This window comes from Streptomyces sp. NBC_00190, assembly GCF_036203305.1.
Taxonomy (GTDB): Bacteria; Actinomycetota; Actinomycetes; order Streptomycetales; family Streptomycetaceae; genus Streptomyces.
The window spans coordinates 2819329-2838176 of the sequence record NZ_CP108131.1 but is presented as its reverse complement, the minus strand read 5'-3'; the positions used below and the strand labels follow the sequence as shown (position 1 = coordinate 2838176).

General features: G+C 72.5%; 14 protein-coding genes and 1 pseudogene. 7 read left to right on the top strand and 8 right to left on the bottom strand.

The genetic code is table 11. The features are described 5' to 3' along the window. Nucleotides 1-70: 70 nt before the first annotated feature. Together OG429_RS13830 and OG429_RS13825 are read left to right on the top strand one after the other, a co-directional pair. Nucleotides 71-604 (top strand): annotated as a pseudogene (locus OG429_RS13830) (ferric reductase); the annotation flags it as partial. A gap of 316 nt (nucleotides 605-920) precedes the next feature. Continuing rightward, the gene (locus OG429_RS13825; RefSeq protein ID WP_328925626.1) at nucleotides 921-1697 is read left to right on the top strand and encodes a sulfite exporter TauE/SafE family protein; all 777 of its coding nucleotides are present in this window, start codon (nucleotides 921-923) and stop codon (nucleotides 1695-1697) included. Between the two features lie 207 nt (nucleotides 1698-1904). Here the strand turns inward: OG429_RS13825 and OG429_RS13820 are convergent, their stop codons facing one another. Continuing rightward, a complete protein-coding gene (locus OG429_RS13820) occupies nucleotides 1905-2492 on the bottom strand; it encodes a class F sortase (protein WP_328925625.1) in 588 nt (195 codons plus the stop codon). Between the two features lie 301 nt (nucleotides 2493-2793). Further along, nucleotides 2794-3336: a hypothetical protein gene (locus OG429_RS13815; protein WP_328925624.1), complete on the bottom strand. Its 543-nt coding sequence runs from the start codon at nucleotides 3334-3336 to the stop codon at nucleotides 2794-2796. A gap of 273 nt (nucleotides 3337-3609) precedes the next feature. Between OG429_RS13815 and OG429_RS13810 the strand changes: the two genes are divergently transcribed. Next, nucleotides 3610-4071 (top strand): gamma-glutamylcyclotransferase family protein, encoded by a 462-nt coding sequence (locus tag OG429_RS13810; RefSeq protein ID WP_328925623.1) that lies wholly within the window; start codon nucleotides 3610-3612, stop codon nucleotides 4069-4071. Between the two features lie 35 nt (nucleotides 4072-4106). On the opposite strand, the gene dnaG is transcribed toward OG429_RS13810, so the two are convergent. The 4 genes from dnaG to OG429_RS13790 form a co-directional block, all read right to left on the bottom strand. Continuing rightward, nucleotides 4107-6020, bottom strand: a complete 1914-nt coding sequence (dnaG, locus tag OG429_RS13805; RefSeq protein ID WP_328925622.1) for a DNA primase — start codon at nucleotides 6018-6020, stop codon at nucleotides 4107-4109. 34 nt (nucleotides 6021-6054) lie between these two features. Further along, on the bottom strand, nucleotides 6055-7329 hold the full coding sequence (locus OG429_RS13800; protein WP_328925621.1) for an NAD(P)/FAD-dependent oxidoreductase: 1275 nt from the start codon (nucleotides 7327-7329) through the stop codon (nucleotides 6055-6057). Between the two features lie 93 nt (nucleotides 7330-7422). Then, the gene (locus OG429_RS13795; protein WP_328925620.1) at nucleotides 7423-8739 is read right to left on the bottom strand and encodes a deoxyguanosinetriphosphate triphosphohydrolase; all 1317 of its coding nucleotides are present in this window, start codon (nucleotides 8737-8739) and stop codon (nucleotides 7423-7425) included. Nucleotides 8740-8775: 36 nt separating this feature from the next. After that, complete coding sequence (locus OG429_RS13790; protein WP_405679981.1) at nucleotides 8776-9495, bottom strand: sirohydrochlorin chelatase; 720 nt, start codon at nucleotides 9493-9495, stop codon at nucleotides 8776-8778. Nucleotides 9496-9809: 314 nt separating this feature from the next. On the opposite strand from OG429_RS13790, the gene OG429_RS13785 reads away from it, so the two are divergent. From OG429_RS13785 to OG429_RS13770, 4 genes are all read left to right on the top strand, one after another. Then, nucleotides 9810-10541 (top strand): SanA/YdcF family protein, encoded by a 732-nt coding sequence (locus tag OG429_RS13785; protein ID WP_405921384.1) that lies wholly within the window; start codon nucleotides 9810-9812, stop codon nucleotides 10539-10541. A 67-nt stretch (nucleotides 10542-10608) separates the two neighbouring features. Then, nucleotides 10609-11379, top strand: coding sequence for a glucose 1-dehydrogenase (locus OG429_RS13780; protein WP_328925619.1), 771 nt, complete (start codon nucleotides 10609-10611; stop codon nucleotides 11377-11379). 185 nt (nucleotides 11380-11564) lie between these two features. Continuing rightward, nucleotides 11565-13652 carry a molybdopterin oxidoreductase family protein gene (locus OG429_RS13775; RefSeq protein ID WP_328925618.1) on the top strand — a complete coding sequence of 696 codons (2088 nt, stop codon included), beginning with the start codon at nucleotides 11565-11567 and terminating at the stop codon, nucleotides 13650-13652. Nucleotides 13653-13792: 140 nt separating this feature from the next. Next, the gene (locus tag OG429_RS13770; protein WP_328925617.1) at nucleotides 13793-14923 is read left to right on the top strand and encodes an RNA polymerase sigma factor; all 1131 of its coding nucleotides are present in this window, start codon (nucleotides 13793-13795) and stop codon (nucleotides 14921-14923) included. 104 nt (nucleotides 14924-15027) lie between these two features. Here OG429_RS13770 and OG429_RS13765 read toward each other — a convergent pair whose 3' ends face one another. Both OG429_RS13765 and OG429_RS13760 read right to left on the bottom strand, forming a co-directional pair. Next, nucleotides 15028-16950, bottom strand: a complete 1923-nt coding sequence (locus tag OG429_RS13765) for an ABC transporter ATP-binding protein (protein ID WP_328925616.1) — start codon at nucleotides 16948-16950, stop codon at nucleotides 15028-15030. After that, complete coding sequence (locus tag OG429_RS13760; protein ID WP_328925615.1) at nucleotides 16947-18680, bottom strand: ABC transporter ATP-binding protein; 1734 nt, start codon at nucleotides 18678-18680, stop codon at nucleotides 16947-16949. The genes OG429_RS13765 and OG429_RS13760 overlap by 4 nt, the downstream gene beginning before the upstream one ends. Between the last annotated feature and the right edge of the window lie 168 nt (nucleotides 18681-18848).

Sequence of the window (18848 nt, the reverse complement as noted above, 5' to 3'; positions counted from 1 at the left end):
CCGCATGCGAGATGCGGCGGTGCGGGTCAGGGGCGGGATGCTGGGCGGGGCGGGGGTGGTGGTCCTGCTCACCGCCCTGCCGTTCTCGCTGTCCGCGCCGGTCCGCGGGAACACCCTGCGCATCACCGTCAAGGGGCTCGGCGGCCACTCCCGCCGGATCCGCCGACTGCGCCCCGGCGCGCGGGTCCTGGCCACCGGGCCGTTCGGGGCGCTCACCGCCGCCCGCCGGACGCGGCCCAAGGTGCTGCTGATCGCGGGCGGGGTCGGGATCACGCCGATGCGGGCCCTGTTCGAGACGCTGCCCGGCGGCCCCGGGGACATCACCCTGCTCTACCGGGCCGGGGCCGAGGAGCACCTCGTACTGCGCTCCGAGCTGGAGGCGATCGCCGCCGAGCGGCAGGCCGGGCTGCACTACCTGCTCGGGTCCTCCGGCGGCGCCTACGATCCGCTCGCCCCGCAGGCATTGGCCGCGCTGGTGCCGGGCCTGGCCGAGCACGACGTGTACCTGTGCGGGCCGCCTGGCATGGCCGAGGCGGCCCGGGCCGCGCTGCTGCGGGCCGGGGTGCCGGCCGGACGCATCCATTCCGAGTGCTTCAGCTTCTGACCTTCCGAGAGGACCCGCCCCGCCGTGCGTCACCCGCTGCACATCGCCCTGTCCGTGCCCGCACCGGCACCCGCACCCGCACCCGCGCCCGCCGTCACGCGCCGGGCCGCGGCTCGCCACCGCAAACCCTCCCCCCTGCGGCTGGGCGCCGGGCTGGGGATCGCCAGTGTGCTGGCCGCGAGCGTGCTGACGGCGGTCGTGGACCCGCGGGCGCCGGAGGCCCCGGACCGGGCGCCGGCCAGACAAAGCTCAACCTTTGCGCAAGTTTCCGGGGATTGATGGCTCATGCAGCCAACTGCTCCATAGGGTCATGACCGTGCCTGACATATCGACAACCATGATCATCGTGCTGTGCGTGGCCGCAGCCGCCGCGGGCTGGATCGACGCGGTCGTGGGCGGTGGCGGCCTGCTGCTCCTGCCCGCCCTGCTCCTCGGCCTGCCCAGCGCCCACCCGGCCACCGTCCTCGGTACCAACAAGGCCGTCGCCATCGTCGGTACCACGGGCGCGGCCGTGACCTACCTCCGCAAGGCCCCGGTGAACGTGAAGCTCGCCGTCCGCATCGGCCTCGCGGCGCTCGCCGGCTCGATGGGCGGCGCCGCGCTCGCCGGGGGCATCAGCAAGGACGCGCTCCGCCCGCTGATCATGGCGGTGCTCGTGGTCGTCGCGGGCTTCGTGCTCTTCCGGCCCGCCTTCGGCACCGCCCCGAGCGCCTCGCCCGTCAGCCGGCAGCGGGTGCTGCTCACGATCGGCCTCGGCGGGCTCGGCATCGGCTTCTACGACGGCCTCATCGGGCCGGGCACGGGCACCTTCCTGGTGCTCGCGCTCACCGCGCTGCTCCACCTCGACCTGGTCACCGCCTCCGCGACCGCCAAGATCGTCAACGTGTGCACGAACGCCGGGGCGCTCGCGATGTTCGCGTACCAGGGCATGGTGCTGTGGCAGCTGGCCGCGCTGATGGCGGTGTTCAACCTGGCCGGCGCCATGATCGGCGCGGGCATGGCGCTCAAGAAGGGCAGTGGCTTCGTCCGCGGCGTGCTGCTGACGGTGGTGGGCGCGCTGGTGATCAAGCTCGGCTTCGAGCAGTGGGGCTGACACGCCCCGGTACGTCCGCTAAGCGGCCTCGGGGACGTAGGGCACGTCCCCGTGCCGCTCCCCCGGCTACCGCTGGGAGGTGCCCCCAGGCACGGCACCTCGCCGCGTTGTCGCAGTGCCCGAGTGCGTCCAGTACAAGGGCACTGCTCCGCCTTGCGATGCACCGCACCGGACGACGCGGAAACGCACCCCACTTCCCGAGGCCGCTTAGTACGTCCCGGTGAGGTGGGCGAAGACGACCACGTTGCCGCGGTAGCCGGTGCGCGGTGAGAAGTCGCCGCCGCAGGTGATCACCCGCAGCTCGGCGCGCGCCGAAGGCCCGTAGACGCGGGTGTCGGGGAAGCCCTTGGCGTCGTAGACCTCGACCGCGTGGACCGTGAACACGGCGGTACGGCCGTCCGCGCGCGGGATCTCGACGGCGGCCCCGCGGCGCAGCGCCCCCAGGTGGTAGAAGACCCCCGGCCCGGCGGCGTCGTCCACGTGCCCGGCGATGACGGCGGTGCCGACGGCGCCCGGTGTGGTGCCGTCGCGGTACCAGCCGGCCAGATCGCTCCGGTCCGGCGGGGGCACTTCGAGGCTGCCGCCCGGCTGCAGGCCGAGCCCGGTCAACGGGGCGTCGACCCGGATGGAGGGGATCCGGATCCGGGTGGGCGGGGATCCGGTCAGCGGCGCGAGACCGGGACCCCAGGCGGTGGAGGCGGTCAGGGCCTCGGCGGGGGAGGGCAGCGGCGGGCCGACGGGCTCTCGGGAACCGCTCGTCACGAGCCAGATGCCGACACAGGCGGCGATGGCCACGAGGCCCCCTTGGCGGGCGGTGAGGATGCGGCCGGATCGGCCGGATCGGCCAGGGGAGGCCGTACCCGGTCCAGGGCGGTCGCAGGCCCTGGGGGCCCTGGGGTCGTTCCTGGGGCCGGGCGTCGGCCAGGGCTGCCGGTCGCGGCCCCGGATTCCTCCGAAATCGCCACCCATCCGTATCCCTCGGCTTCCGTTTCGGGGTGACTGGCCGTCGCCCGGCCCCGCGACGGGGGGACCTCGCGGGGCGGGCGACGGGGGACGGTACCGGTCGGACCGCGGCCGGAGCCGCGGTGGGCGTCCGTCAGCTCCGCGTGCCGCTCGCCCGGCGACGCAGGAGCCAGGTACCGCCGACGGCGGTCGCGGCCAGCACTGCCGCTCCCGCCGCGATCTTGGCGGGGTCGGTGGCGGTGGTCGTGCCACCGCCCACCCCGGTCTGGACGTGGCCCTGCGGGCCGCGTTCGGTGACGACCAGGTCGCCGGTGGCGAACTTGCCGTTCGCGCAGGTCACCCCGATGCCGTAGCTGCCGGGACGGGTGCCGTGGGCGACCTGGAACTGCCCGACTACCACCTCCTTGCGGGTGCCGGGGGCCAGCTTGAACCGGCCGCCGCCCACCGTGGTGGCATCACCCTCGGCGTGGCTGCCGTGCCCGCAGGCACTGGTGTTCACGGTGACCGTGGTGCCGGGAGCGGCGGACTTGGGCCACACCTCCAGCGCGGCGAAGTCGCCGGGCGCGAAGCTCCCCATGCCGAGATCCGCGGCGGCGACCGCACCGGCGACCGGGCCGGCGAAAGCGGCGCAGGTCAGCGTGGCGGCGGTCAGCGCGTGGGCGGTACGTCGGCGCATGGGGACACTCTCCCTGGAGACACGGGGTCGTGGTTCCGAGGTAACCCGGCCCGCCCGCCGTGCGCCTGCTGATGTCCCGTCAGGTCCGCCTGTGGACGCTCCGCCGTGACGTTGTTTCCACAGGTCAAGCAGCTATCACCGCCATTCGGGCCGCCCGCGCCGTCCGGGTGACGGGAGGTCGTGCAACAGCGGTGCGTACGGTGGGGGTACGCAGCCGAGTCGGGACCTTCGTCCCACCTGCGGAGTATTCCGCCGCACCCCAGGGAGGGCCCCGTGACATCGGTCGTTCGGCCACAAGATCCGACCGCTCCGCTCCCGTTCTTCGTATACGGGACCCTGCGCCCGGGCGAGGTCAACCACGACCTGTTCCTGCGCGGCCGCACCCTCTCGGAGGAGCCCGCCACCCTTGCGGACGTGGCTCTCTACGACGGTCCCGGCTACCCCTTCGCGGTCGAGGACCCCGGTTCGGCCGTCGCCGGGGAGCTGGTCACCGCGGAGCCGGGCGCGTACGAGGAACTGCTGGCCGCGCTGGACCGGCTGGAGGAGTACGCAGGCCCGGGCCGCCCGGGGAACGTCTACGACCGGATCGCCCGTGAGGCGCTGCGCCCCGACGGAACCCGGGTGCTCGCCTGGGTCTACCTGGCGTCCCCGCTGGTCGCCCGCGACCTGCGGGAGTCCGGCACCGGGATACCGGGCGGCGACTGGCTGAAGCGGATCCAGGGCCCGTCGTCCTAGCGACCCGTGGCCCGCCTTACAGGCACTCGGCCGGCCTACAGGCCCTCGGCGCCCCGGTTGCGCAGCCGCTGGCCGTACTGCTGGAGCACCCACAGCTCCTCCTGGACCGCGGCCAGTTGCTCCGGCGGGGCCTGCGGGCCCAGCCGGGACAGCGTGCCCTGGATCTCGTGGACCCGGCGGTCGACGGCGCGCAGCCGCACCTGGACCAGCTGGACCCCCGCGTAGATCTCGTCCACCGTCTTGGCGTGGATGGCCTCGACCGCCAGCTCCGTGACGAGCGCGCGGACGGTGTCGTTCGGGGCGGCGTCACGCACGCGGGCGAGGTAGTCCTCGGTGCCGAGCGAGGCGCCGCCCGCGTCCTGGATGGCCTGGCGCACGGCCGCGTAGGGCGGGGCGGTGAACTCGTCCATCCCGTACGCGTCGAAGGCGGGGGAGACCAGGGCCGGGCGCTGGAGGGCCAGCTTCAGCAGCTCGCGCTCGGTGCGGTGGGCCGGGCTGCGCAGGTTCAGGGCGGGGCCGCCGCCGGTCTGCTGGGCGGCGGGCGCGGGGGTGGCCTCGTACGACGGGCGGGCGCCGCCCCGCTGCGGCCGGGCCTCGCCCTGTCCGCCGCGCTCGCGGGCCCAGCGCGCCAGCTGCGCGACGCGCTTGACCACGAACTGCTCGTCGCGGATCCCCAGCATGCCCGCGAGCTGGACCGCGGACTCGTGCTGGATCGCGATGTTCTTGATGTTGGCGACGACCGGTGCGGCCTCGTCCAGCGCGGCCGCCCGGCCCGCCGGGTTCTCCAGGTTGTGCCGGGCGACGATGTGCCGCAGCGCGAACTCGAAGAGCGGAGTGCGGGACTCCACCAGCCCGGACACGGCGGCGTCCCCCTCCGCCAGGCGCAGGTCGCAGGGGTCCATGCCGCCCGGGGTGATCGCGATCGAGGTCTCGGCGGCGAACTTCTGGTCGTCCTCGAAGGCCCGCAGCGCCGCCTTCTGCCCGGCCGCGTCACCGTCGAAGGTGAAGATCACCTCGGCGGTCGCGTTGTCCATCAGCAGCCGGCGGAGGATCTTGATGTGATCCCCGCCGAAGGCCGTGCCGCAGGTCGCGATCGCGGTGGTGACCCCGGCCAGATGGCAGGCCATCACGTCGGTGTAGCCCTCGACCACGACGGCGCGCGAGGTCTTCGCGATCTCCTTCTTCGCCAGGTCGATGCCGTAGAGCACCTGGGACTTCTTGTAGATCGCGGTCTCTGGCGTGTTCAGGTACTTGGGGCCGTTGTCGTCGTCGCGCAACTTGCGCGCGCCGAAGCCCACCACCTCGCCGCTGATGTCGCGGATGGGCCACATCAGCCGGCCGCGGAAGCGGTCGATGGGCTTGCCGCTCCGGCTGTCCTGGGCGAGCCCGGAGGTGATCAGCTCCTTGTCGCTGAAGCCCTTGCCGCGCAGGAAGCGGGTCAGGTGGTCCCAGCCGGCCGGGCTGTAGCCCACGCTGAAGTGCGTGGCGGCCGCCTGGTCGAAGCCGCGCCCGGCCAGGAACTTGCGGCCGATCTCCGCCTCGGGACTGTCCAGCTGGTCGACGTAGAACTGGGCGGCGGCCTTGTGCGCCTCGACCAGGCGGATGCGCTCACCGCGGCCGCTGGTGCCGGCGGTGTAGCCGCCCTCCTCGTACCGCAGGGTGATGCCGGCCTGGCCGGCCAGGCGCTCGACCGCCTCGGAGAAGGAGAGGTGGTCGATCTTCATGATGAAGTCGAGGGTGTCCCCGCCCGCCTGGCAGCCGAAGCAGTGGTAGAGACCCTTGCTGGGGCTGACCTGGAAGGACGGGGACTTCTCGTCGTGGAAGGGGCACAGGCCCTTGAGGTTGCCGCCGCCCGCGTTGCGCAGCTGGAGGTAGTCGGAGACCACGGCGTCGATCGGGACCGCGTCCCGTACCGCCTTCACGTCGTCGTCGTTGATCCGTCCTGCCACGCGTGAAGTCTACGGCCGGACGCCGACAAACCCGTCAGGCCCCCTCCGCCTTGATCAGCGACGCGAGCGGAACCGAGGGGTCGGCCAGTGCCTCGCGGTCCACGGGCGCCTTCGACCTGATCAGGGCCTGGATCTGCTCGGTGACATCCCACACATTGACGTTCATACCGGCCAGTACCCGGCCCTCGGAGAGCCAGAAGGCGATGAACTCCCGCTTCACCACGTCCCCGCGGATCAGCACCTGGTCGTAGCCGCCCGGCGGCGCGTACCCCGAGTACTCCAGGCCCACGTCGTACTGGTCGGAGAAGAAGTACGGCACCCGGTCGTAACTGACCTCCTGCCCCAGCATCGCCCGCGCGGCGGCCGGACCGCCGTTGAGCGCGTTGGCCCAGTGCTCGACCCGCAGCCGGGTCCCGAGCACCGGGTGGTGGGCGGCCGCCACGTCCCCGACCGCGAAGACGTCCGGATCGGAGGTGCGCAGCGACGCGTCCACGGCGATCCCGCCGCCGTGTTCCCGGTCCACCAGGGTCAGCCCGGAGGTCTCGGCGAGCGCCGTCCGCGGCGCGGCCCCGATCGCGGCGAGCACCGCGTGCGCCGGGTGCTCCTCCCCGTCGTCCGTACGGGCGGCCAGCACCATGCCGTCGTGGCCCACGATCTCGGTCAGCCTGGCCCCGAAGTGGAACCGCACCCCGTGCTCGGCGTGCAGGTCCCCGAAGAGCCGGCCGATCTCCGGGCCGAGCACCGCGTGCAGCGGCGTGGCCTCCGGCTCGACGACGGTGACCTCCGCGCCGTACCCGCGGGCCGCGGCGGCGACCTCCAGGCCGATCCACCCGGCGCCCGCGATCAGCAGGTGGCCGTTGTCCCGGCCCAGGGAGGCCAGGACGCCCCGCAGCCGCTCGGCGTGCGCGAGCCGGCGCAGGTGGTGCACCCCGGCCAGGCCCGTGCCCGGGATGTCCAGGCGGCGCGGCTCGGCGCCGGTGGCCAGCAGCAGCTTGTCGTAGGGCAGCGCCGTGCCGTCGACCAGGACCACCCTCTTGGCGTCCCGGTCCAGGTGGACCGCGGGCTGGCCGAGGTGCAGCTCGACATCGGACGCCGCGTACCAGGACGGCTCGTGGACGAAGACGCTGTCGCGGTCGTCCTTGCCCATCAGGTACCCCTTCGACAGCGGGGGCCGTTCGTAGGGATGGTCGCGCTCGTCGCCGATCAGGATCACCCGCCCCGTGAACCCCTCGGAACGCAGCGTTTCGGCCGCTTTTGCCCCGGCCAGCCCCGCGCCGACGATGACGAATGTCCGGTGTGCGTCGACCACCTGATGCCTCCTCATAACCTCTCCGCCACATGCGACCACATGCGAGCGTCCCGCACCGAGCCTGCCGCGTGAAGGGGGAGTGGCCCGATCAGCTCACCCTTCGGCGCGTCGGGCACGCCGGGTGAGGCGTGCGTGCAGGGAGCGTGCGGCCGCGTCCGTGAGGCACGCGATCTGGTCGACGACCGCCCGCTTTCTGGCCTTGTCGTCCGCCGCCGCGTCGAAGATGGCCCGGAACTGCGGGTCCAGGCCCTCGGGGGCGCGGGCGCTGAGCGCTTCTGCGAGTTCGGCCAGGACGATGCGCTGATCGGCCCGGATCCGCTCCTGCTCGTCGCGCTGCATGACGTACAGATCGGCGACCGCCTTGAGGACCGCGCACTCGTTGCGCGCCTCGCGGGGGACCACGAGTTCGGCGCCGTACCGGGTGAGGCGGCCGGAACCGTACGCCTCGCGGGTGGCGCCCTCGGCGGCCAGGCAGAACCGGCCGATGAGCTGGCTGGTCGCGTCCTTCAGGCGGGCCTGGGCGACGGCCGAGCCGTCGTACCCGTGCGGCCACCACTCCTGCTCCATCAAACGGTCGAGCGCGTCCCGCAGTTCCTCCGGCTCGGTGTCGGCGGGCACGTAACGGCCGATGGCGACCCGCCAGATCGCGGTGCGCTCGGGCTCGGAGAAGAGCAGGTTGGGGTCGAGGTGGCCCGCGTGCAGCCCGTCCTCGAAGTCGTGGACGGAGTACGCGACGTCGTCCGCCCAGTCCATGACCTGGGCTTCGAAGCATTTGCGGTCGGCGGGCGCGCCGCGGCGCAGCCATGCGAAGACCGGCAGGTCATCCTCGTAGGCGCCGAACTTCACCGAGCCGGGGTCGGTGGGGTGGTCCCCGCGCGCCCACGGGTACTTGGTCGCTGCGTCCAGGCAGGCCCGGGTGAGGTTGAGGCCGACGCTGACGAGTTCGCCGCCGGCCGGGTCGGGAACGAAGCGCTTGGGCTCCAGGCGGGTCAGCAGGCGCAGCGACTGGGCGTTGCCCTCGAATCCGCCGCAGTCCTTGGCGAACTCGTTGAGCGCCTCCTCGCCGTTGTGGCCGAACGGCGGGTGGCCCATGTCGTGGGAGAGGCAGGCGGCCTCGACGAGGTCGGGGTCGCAGCCGAGCGCGGCGCCGAGCTCCCGGCCGACCTGGGCGCACTCCAGGGAGTGCGTGAGGCGCGTACGGGGGCTCGCGTCCCAGTCGTACGAGCGGGTGCCCGGGGTGACCACCTGGGTCTTTCCGGCGAGGCGGCGCAGGGCGGCCGAATGCAGTACGCGGGCCCGGTCGCGCTGGAAGGCGGTCCGGCCGGGCCGTTTGTCGGGCTCGGCGGCCCAGCGCTCGGTGTCGGCTGCGTCGTAGAGGTCGTCTGCGGTGGCGTGCGTGGTGCCTTCCATGAATCGACGGTAACCGGAACCTCCGACAAACCGGGATCAGGCGGAGACGAGTTCCGGCCGCAAGACGCCGCGGGGCAGCGCCAGGGCCTGGTCGTAGCGGTGCAGCAACAGCCGGGCGAGGGCCGGGTGGTCGCCCAGCGGGGCCGCGGCGAGGGCGGGCGAGGCCGCGGCGGTCTGGGTGGCGAACCGGCCGGGAGCGGCGAAGTACGAGGCCACGGCCGTCCGGTGGTGGCCGCGGGCGGCCAGTGCCCGGACCGCGTCGGGTGCGCTCGGCCCGGCGGCCGAGGCGTAGGCCGGGACCACCGGGACGCCGCCGAGGCGTTCCGCGAGCAGGTCGGCGGTGCTGCGGGTGTCGGCCGCCGAGTCGGGGTCGCGGGAACCGGCGGCGGCGAGGACCACGGCGTCGCCGGGGGTCCAGCCGGCCTCCAGCAGCCGTTCGTAGAGGGCCTCGACGAGCAGCGGATGCGGGCCCAGCGGCGGGGCGAAGGCGACGCGCAGGTGCGGGGCGCGGGCGGCGGCCGCCGGAAGGTCGCGCTTGACGTGGTACCCGCGGCCGAGGAGCAGCGGGACGAGGACCGCCTCGCCGCGCAGCTCCCGCAGCACGTCGTCGAGGAGCGGCTCGCTCAGCTCGATGTGGCCGAGCCGGACGTCGAGGCGGGGCCGGAGTTCGCGGACACGGTCGAGGAGGGCGCGGGCGGTGTGCGCGGCGCGGGGGTCGCGGCTGCCGTGCGCGACGGCGACGAGGGTGGGCTGCATGGGCGGACTCCGGGTCGGCGCAAGGTGCTGAGCTGTGTGCCCAGCTGGATGGTGATGAGGCTGAGCAGCTCGGCCGCGCTGTCGAAGGGGAGGGGCAGGATGTCGGGAGGGTGCACCGGCTCCGTCATGAACCGATCCTGCGCGCCGGAGGTTGCCGCCGCGTTGCGCCGGGATGACGGGTGTTTTCCTGTTGCTCACCCACCCGCTCGGTCATCCGTGCGAGTGAATGGCGGGGAGGGCGGAACTGGAGGACGGGGCTCGCTCGTCAATCCGTGCGAACGATGTGTGGAACGTGTGGTGCATGGGGGGCGATCATGAAGGTCACGGAGCGCGTGCGGTCGGCGGCGGCAGCGGCGGCAGCGGCGGCGGCGGGGAGGCGGCCGAGGCTCCCGCTCGGTGTGCCGGGTCGGCGGCGGGCCGTGCGGGTGGTCATGGCGGGCTGCGTGCTGGCGCTGCTGCCCTCGGCGTGGACGCACGCGGCGGCCGCGGACCGGCTGCGGACCACGGCCGACGCGCCGGCCGCCGAGGTGGCCGTGGTGTTCGGGGCGGGCCTGTGGAACGGGCAGCCCACGCCCTATCTGGCCAGACGGCTCGACGCGGCCGCCGAGCTGTACCGCGCGGGCAAGGTCAAGGTCGTGCTGGTCACCGGGGACAACAGCCGCCAGGAGTACGACGAGCCCGACGCGATGCGCACGTATCTGGCCAAGCACGGGGTTCCGGACGGGCAGATCGTCAGCGACTTCGCCGGCTTCGACACGTGGGACTCGTGCGTGAGGGCCAAGGAGATATTCGGGGTCAAGCGTGCCGTGCTGATCAGCCAGGGCTTCCACATACGCAGGGCCGTCGCCCTGTGCCAGGTGGCGGGCCTGGAGTCGTACGGCGTCGGCGTGGACGACGAGCACGACTCCACCTGGTACTACGGCGGGACCCGCGAGGTGTTCGCGGCCGGCAAGGCGGCGCTGGACGCGGTCTTCAAGCCCGCGCCGCACTTCATGGGGCCGAAGGAACAAGGGGTGTCGCGGGCCCTGGGCGCTCTGACAGACTGACGCGGCGTCGGCTTATGCCGATTAGTCATATGCCGGTCTGTCGGTCCGAGCGTCAGAGGTGTGGAACGTGGCTGTTGTGGATCTGGGCGGCAAGGTCGTCGTCGTCACCGGTGGAGCCCGCGGCCTGGGCGCGGCGACGGCACAGGCCGTCGTGGACGGCGGTGGCAAAGTCCTGATCGCCGACGTGCTGGAGGCGGAGGGCGCGCAGACGGCCGCGAAGCTCGGCGGCTCGGCGCGCTTCCTCAGGCACGACGTGACGAGCGAGGCCGAGTGGCAGGCGGCGCTGGAGTACGCGGTCGCCGAGTTCGGCCGCCTCGACGGCCTCGTGAACAATGCCGGCATAGCCACCGGCCAGTTCCTGGAGCACGAGAGCGTCGATCACTTCCGCCAGGTCGTGGAGATCAACCTGGTCGGTGTGTTCATCGGTATCAAGACCGCGATCCCGCTGCTGCGGGCGAACGGCGGCGGTTCCATCGTCAACATCTCCTCCGCCGCCGGCCTGACGGGACTGGCCCTCACCGCCGGGTACGGAGCCTCCAAGTGGGGCGTGCGCGGCCTGTCGAAGATCGGCGCGGTCGAGCTCGCCGAGGCGAAGATCCGCGTCAACTCCGTACACCCCGGCATGACGCTGACCCCGATGACCGCCCCCGTCGGCATCCAGGCGGGCGAGGGCAACTTCCCCGGTACCCCGATGGGCCGCGTCGGAGTCCCCGAGGAGATCGCCGCCGCCGTCGCGTTCCTGCTCTCGGACGCCGCCGGGTACATGACGGGCGCCGAACTCGCGGTCGACGGCGGCTGGACCGCGGGCCTCACGGCGAAGCACATGACCGGCCAGTGATCCCGGTCCGGCCGGTGGAAGAAAACACGCACCCCTCCCGCGTGACGTCTTCCCCGACCCGGCGGCCGGGCCGGCCACCGCAGCGCCGGGCCTCACCGCAGGCGCCGGGCGGCGCTGAGGCAGAGCACCCCGGCCCGTAACGCGGGGCGGCTGCCGGCGTAACACCGACGACGCACGCTGGCGTCATGCACACCTCGGACTCCGTCACCGCCACGCACTGCCCGTACTGCGCGCTGCAGTGCGGCATGAACCTCCGCTCCGCACCGGGCGTCGTGGACGGCGCCGGTGTGACGGTGGAGGAGCGGCCGGACTTCCCCGTCAACCGGGGCGCGCTGTGCGGCAAGGGCCGCACCGCCCCCGCCGTGCTCTCCTCCCGGGTGCGCCTGACCGGTCCGCTCGTCCGCACCCACGCCGGGCAGCTCGAACCGGCCACCTGGGAGGAGGCTCTCGACGCCGTCGCCGAGGGCCTCGCCCGCACGGGCCGCGCGCACGGCCCGGACGCGGTCGGCGTCTTCGGCGGCGGCGGGCTCACCAACGAGAAGGCGTACGCGCTCGGCAAGTTCGCCCGCGTGGCCCTGCGCACCTCGCAGATCGACTACAACGGCCGCTTCTGCATGTCCTCGGCCGCCGCCGCGCACCAGCGGGCCTTCGGGCTCGACCGGGGCCTGCCCTTCCCGATGGAGGACATCCCCCGCACCGGCTGCGTGATCCTCGTCGGCTCCAACCTGGCCGAAACCATGCCGCCCGCCCTGCGCTACCTCACCGAACTCAAGGCCAACGGCGGCACCCTGATCGTCATCGACCCCCGCCGCACGCGCACCGCCGAACAGGCCGACCTGCACTTGGCCCCGCGCCCCGGCACCGACCTCGCGCTCGCCCTCGGCATGCTGCACCTCGTGGTGGCGGAAGGGCGTACGGACGAGGAGTTCATCGAGAGCCGCACCACCGGCTGGGAGGAGGCCCGGGCCGCCGCGATGGCCCACTGGCCCGAGCTGGTGGAACGTGTCACCGGCGTTCCCGTGCCCAAGCTGCGCGAGGCGGTCGCCATGTTCTGCGCCCCCTCCTCCGCGATGGTCCTCACCGCCCGCGGCCCCGAGCAGCAGTCCAAGGGCACCGACACCGTCGGCGCCTGGATCAACCTGTGCCTCGCCACCGGCCGGGCCGGCCGCCCACTCTCCGGCTACGGCTGCCTCACCGGCCAGGGCAACGGCCAGGGCGGCCGCGAGCACGGCCAGAAGGCCGACCAGCTCCCCGGCTACCGGAAGCTGACCGACCCGGCGGCCCGGGCACACGTGGCCGGGGTCTGGGGCGTCGACCCCGCCGACCTCCCCGGCCCCGGCCGCAGCGCGTACGAACTGCTCGACGCCCTCGGCACGGACGTCCGGGCCCTGCTCCTGATGGGCTCCAACCCGGTGGTGTCGGCCCCGCACGCCTCCCACATCGAGGACCGCATCCGCTCCCTGGACTTCCTCGCCGTGGCCGACGTGGTCCTCTCCGAGACCGCCGCCCTCGCGGACGTGGTCCTCCCGGTCACCCAGTGGGCGGAGGAGACCGGCACCACCACCAACCTGGAGGGCCGCGTCCTGCTCCGCCGCCGGGCCCTCACCCCGCCGCCGGGAGTCCGCACCGACCTCGAGGTACTGCACGGCCTCGCCGGCCGCCTCGGCGTCGAGAAGGGCTTCCCCACCGCCCCCGAGGAGGTCTTCGACGAACTGCGCCGTGCCTCGGCCGGCGGCCCGGCGGACTACTCGGGCATCACCTACGCCCGCATCGAAGCCGAACAGGGCGTCTTCTGGCCCTGCCCGGAGGAAAGCCCGGGCACGCCCCGCCTCTTCCTCGACCGCTTCGCCACCGAGGACGGCCGGGCCCGCTTCGTCCCCGTCGTCCACCGGGGCGCCGGCGAGGTCCCCGACGCCGAATACCCGCTGCTGCTCACCACCGGGCGCGTGGTCGCCCAGTACCAGTCCGGCGCCCAGACCCGCCGCGTCGCGGAGCTCAACGAGGCCGCCCCCGGCCCCTTCGTGGAGCTCCACCCCCGCCTCGCCGCCCGCATCGGCGCCGTCGACGGCAGCCCCCTTGCGGTGATCTCCCGCCGCGGCCGCGCCGTGGCCCCGGCCCGCATCACCGACGCCATCCGCGCGGACACCGTCTTCATGCCGTTCCACTGGCCGGGCGAGGGCCGTGCCAACACCCTGACCAACCCGGCGCTCGACCCGGTCTCCCGGATGCCGGAGTTCAAGGTGTGCGCGGTCCGCGTCGAACCGGCCACCTAGGATTCCCGCCCCGGAGGCCGGGCCTGGACGAGAAGCGGATCGGACATGAGTCCGATCCGCTTCGGCGTTCCCGCCGGGGGGTAACCATCCGGTCACGCACCGGACGCAGAAAGTGTTCGCACGCCCCTCGTGGCAGTGGTGTGTCGTACCCCACACTGAAGTGCGGTGCCCCCGTCCTCGGAGCCCTGGAGGTCGCCCCCGTGCAGACCCGGATCCTGACCGTGACCGTGAACGTGAGCGAGTCCTCGGAACCCGCAGAGGCCGAAGCCGTGGACGAAGAGCACGAAGAGCCCGAGGTACTTGAGCTGATCGAGCCGGTGCCCCCGCAGCGCAAACGGACCTCGGCGGACGGTGGGGCGGGCCCGTCCGCCGATCTGTTCCGGCAGTACCTGCGCGAGATAGGCAGGATCCCGCTGCTGACCGCAGCCGAGGAGGTGGACCTCGCGCGGCGCGTCGAAGCCGGACTGTTCGCCGAGGAGAAACTGGGCAGCACCCCGGACCTCGACTCCCAGCTCGCCCTGGACCTCGACAAACTCGTCGTCATGGGGCGCATGGCCAAACGCCGGCTGATCGAGTCGAACCTGCGGCTCGTCGTCTCCGTCGCGAAGCGGTACGTGGGACGCGGGCTCACCATGCTCGACCTCGTGCAGGAGGGGAACCTCGGGCTCATCCGGGCCGTCGAGAAGTTCGACTACGCCCGCGGGTACAAGTTCTCCACCTACGCCACCTGGTGGATCCGGCAGGCGATGTCCCGGGCCCTCGCCGACCAGGCCCGGACCATCCGGGTGCCCGTCCACGTCGTGGAGCTGATCAACCGCGTCGTGCGCGTACAGCGCCGCATGCTCCAGGAGCGCGGGTACGAGCCCACCGCCGAGGAGGTCGCCGCCCACCTGGAGCTGACCCCGGAGCGGGTCCTGGAGGTGCTCCGCCTCGCCCAGGAACCGGTCTCGCTGCACGCCCCGGTCGGTGAGGAGGACGACGTCGCGCTCGGGGACCTCATCGAGGACGGCGACGCCGCCTCGCCCGTGGAGTCCGCCGCGTTCTTCCTGCTGCGCGAGCACCTGGAAGCCGTGCTGTCGACCCTCGGCGAGCGCGAGCGGAAGGTCGTCCAGCTACGGTACGGGCTCGCCGACGGGCGCCCGCGCACCCTGGAGGAGATCGGCCGGATCTTCGGCGTGACGCGCGAGCGGATCCGCCAGATCGAGTCCAAGACCCTCAGCAAACTGCGCGACCACGCCTTCGCCGACCAGCTCCGCGGCTACCTGGACTGAGGGGCGAGGACCGGGGCGGAAAGGCCGGGGCGCAAAGGCCGGGGCATAAACGCGAAAGGGGGCGCCCCGAAGGGCGCCCCCGATCACCACCCACACCGACCGGCCTAGTCGACCTCGGCGACCGCCTGGGCGAACTGCGCCGCGTACAGCCGCGCGTAGGCGCCGCCGGATGCCAGCAGCTCCTCGTGCGTGCCCTGCTCCACGATCGAGCCGCTCTCCATCACCAGGATCACGTCCGCGTCGCGGATCGTGGACAGCCGGTGCGCGATCACGAACGACGTACGGCCGTGCGCCAGGCGCGCCATCGCCTTCTGGATCAGCACCTCGGTACGGGTGTCGACCGAGCTCGTCGCCTCGTCGAGCACCAGGATCACCGGGTCCGACAGGAACGCCCGGGCGATGGTGATCAGCTGCTTCTCGCCGGCGCTGACGCCCGCGCCCTCGTCGTCCAGCACGGTGTCGTAGCCGTCCGGGAGGGTGCGGATGAAGCGGTCCGCGTGGGCCGCACGCGCCGCCTCCTCGATCTCGGCGCGCGTGACCTCGCGCGAGGCGCCGTAGGCGATGTTGTCCGCGATGGTGCCGCCGAACAGCCAGGTGTCCTGCAGCACCATGCCGATGCCGCCGCGCAGCTCCTCGCGCGTCATCTTCGCGATGTCCACGCCGTCCAGGGCGATCTCGCCGCCCGTGACCTCGTAGAACCGCATCAGCAGGTTGACGAGCGTCGTCTTGCCGGCGCCCGTCGGGCCGACGATCGCGACCGTCTGGCCCGGCTCGACCGACAGCGAGAGGTTCTCGATCAGCGGCTTGTCCGGCTCGTAGCGGAAGGCCACCTTGTCGAGCGTGACCTGGCCGCGCAGCTCCTCCGGGCACTCCGGAACCTCGGCGTCCGGCTCCTGCTCCTCCGCGTCGAGCAGCTCGTAGACCCGCTCCGCCGAGGCGATACCGGACTGCACGAGGTTCGCCATCGAGGCGACCTGGGTCAGCGGCATCGAGAACTGCCGCGAGTACTGGATGAAGGCCTGCACATCACCGATCGACAGGGTGCCCGAGGCGACCCGGAGCCCGCCGACGACGGCTATCAGCACGTAGTTGATGTTCGAGATGAACAGCATCACCGGCTGCATGATGCCGCTGACCAGCTGCGCCTTGAAGGAGGCCCGGTACAGCGCCTCGTTCTGCTCGGCGAAGACGGCCGCGGACTCCTTCTGCCGGCCGAAGACCTTGACCAGCGTGTGGCCCGAGTACATCTCCTCGATGTGGGCGTTCAGCGCACCGGTCGATTTCCACTGCGCCACGAACTGCGGCTGCGACTTCTTGCCGATCTTCGCCGCGACGAAGACGGAGACCGGTACGGTCCCCAGCGCGACCAGCGCCAGCAGCGGCGAGATCCAGAACATCATCACCAGCACGCCGACGATGGTCAGCAGCGAGTTCAGCAACTGGCCCATCGTCTGCTGCAGCGTCTGGCCGATGTTGTCTATGTCGTTGGTGGCCCGGCTGAGCACCTCACCTCGCTTCTGCTGGTCGAAGTACGACAGCGGCAGCCGCGACAGCTTCGCCTGGAGCTCCTCGCGCATCCGGTAGACGGTGCCGTTCATCACGTGGTTCGACAGCCTCGTGGCGACCAGCATGAGCAGGCCCGCGAGGACGAAGACCACCAGCGCCCAGAGGGCGACGACCCCGACGGCACCGAAGTCGATGCCCTTGCCCGGGGTGAAGTCGGTGCCGGACAGCATGTCCGCCATGCCGCCCTGGCCCCTGTCGCGCAGCCCGTCCAGCGCCTGCTGCTTGGTGAGCCCGGCCGGCATCTGCCGGCCGACGATCCCCGCGAAGACCAGGTCGGTGGCCTGGCCGAGGATCTTCGGACCGACGACCGCGCAGCCGACGCTGCCGACGACGGCCGCGACCATGCCCCACAGCTTGACCCGGTCCTGTGCGAGCTGACGCAGCAGCCGCTTCCCCGAACCCTTGAAATCCATGGACCGCTGGGCCGGCCCCGCCATCATCCGTCCTCCGGGCCCGCTCATGCGGCCTCCGCCTCCGTCAGCTGGGAGAGCACGATCTCCCGGTAGGTCTCGTTGCCGGCCATCAGCTCGTGGTGGCGCCCCTCGCCCACCACCTGGCCCTCGTCCAGGACGATGATCCGGTCGGCGTCGCGGATCGTGGAGACCCGCTGGGCGACGATCACCACGGTCGCGTCCTCGGTCTCGCGGGCGAGTGCCGCGCGCAGCGCCGCGTCCGTCGCGTAGTCCAGGGCCGAGAAGGAGTCGTCGAACAGATAGATCTCCGGGCGCTGCACCAGGGCGCGGGCGATGGCCAGACGCTGGCGCTGGCCGCCGGAGACATTGGTTCCGCCCTGGGCGATGGGAGCCTCCAGGCCACCCTCCAGCTCGGACACGAAGTCCTTCGCCTGGGCCACCTCCAAGGCCCGCCACAGCTCTTCGTCGCTCGCGTCCGGGCGGCCGTAGCGCAGGTTGGAGGCGACGGTTCCGGAGAAGAGGTACGGCTTCTGCGGGACCATGCCGACCGTCCTGGCGAGCAGTTCCGGTTCGAGCCGGCGTACGTCCTCGCCGTCGACCAGCACATCGCCGCCGGTCGCGTCGAACAGCCGCGGGACCAGGCCCAGCAGGGTGGACTTGCCGCTTCCGGTGGAGCCGATCACCGCGGTGGTCTCGCCGGGGCGGGCCACCAGGTCCACCCCGCGCAGCACCGGGGCCTCGGCGCCCGGGTAGCGGAAGTCGGCGCCGCGCAGTTCGAGGAGCCCGCGCCGGGCGAGCTCGCGGACCGGGTCGGCCGGCGGGACCACGCTGGAACGGGTGTCCAGGACCTCCTGGACGCGCTCGGCGCAGACCTCGGCGCGCGGCACCATCATGAACATGAAGGTGGCCATCATCACGGCCATGACGATCTGCAGCAGGTAGGCGAGGAAGGCCGTCAGCTGGCCGATCTCCATGCCGTTGCTGTCGACGCGCATCGCGCCGAACCAGATGACGGCGACGCTGGAGATGTTCACGACCACGATGACCGTGGGGAACATCAGGGCGAGGAGCTTGCCGGCGGCCAGCGAGACCCCGGTGAGGTCCTCGTTGGCCTCCCGGAAACGATCCTTCTCGTACGTGTCGCGGACGAAGGCGCGGATCACCCGGTTGCCGGTGATCTGCTCGCGCAGCACCCGGTTCACGGTGTCCAGGCGGGCCTGCATCAGGCGGAACAGCGGCCGCGTCTTGAGGACGATGGCGCCGACCGACAGACCGAGCACGGGAACGACGGCGAGCAGGACGCCCGACAGCTTCACGTCGAGCGACAGCGCCATGACGATCCCGCCCACGCACATGATCGGCGCCGAGACCATCAGGGTGAAGGTCATCAGGACCAGCATCTGGATCTGCTGGACGTCGTTCGTCGAACGGGTGATCAGGGACGGGGCCCCGAACTGGCCGAGCTCCCGCGCGGAGAAGCTCTGGACACGGTCGAAGACGGCGGCGCGCACGTCCCGCCCGAAGGCCGCCGCCGTGCGGGCTCCGTAGTAGACGGCGCCGACGTTGCAGACGAGCTGGACGAGGGAGACACCGAGCATCAGCGCACCGAAGCGCAGGATGTAGCCGGTGTCGCCGTTGACGACACCGGTGTCGATGATGTCCGCGTTGAGGGTGGGCAGATAGAGGGTCGCGCTGGTCTGCAGCAGCTGCAGCAGGACCAGCAGGGCGATGGGTTTTTGGTACTGACCCAGATGGGTCCGCAGAAGTCGTATGAGCACGCGCAGGCTCCGGTCGGCAAGATCGAGGGGGATTCACCCCATCTTCTGCCAACGGGCGGCCCGATCCCCACCGCTTTTCGCAAAGGCCGGTCAAAAGGAGTAGGCCGCCCTGCGACCCGGGACCGAGCCGTCGTACGGCGGACCGGCAGGCCCGAGGGCCTGCCGTCG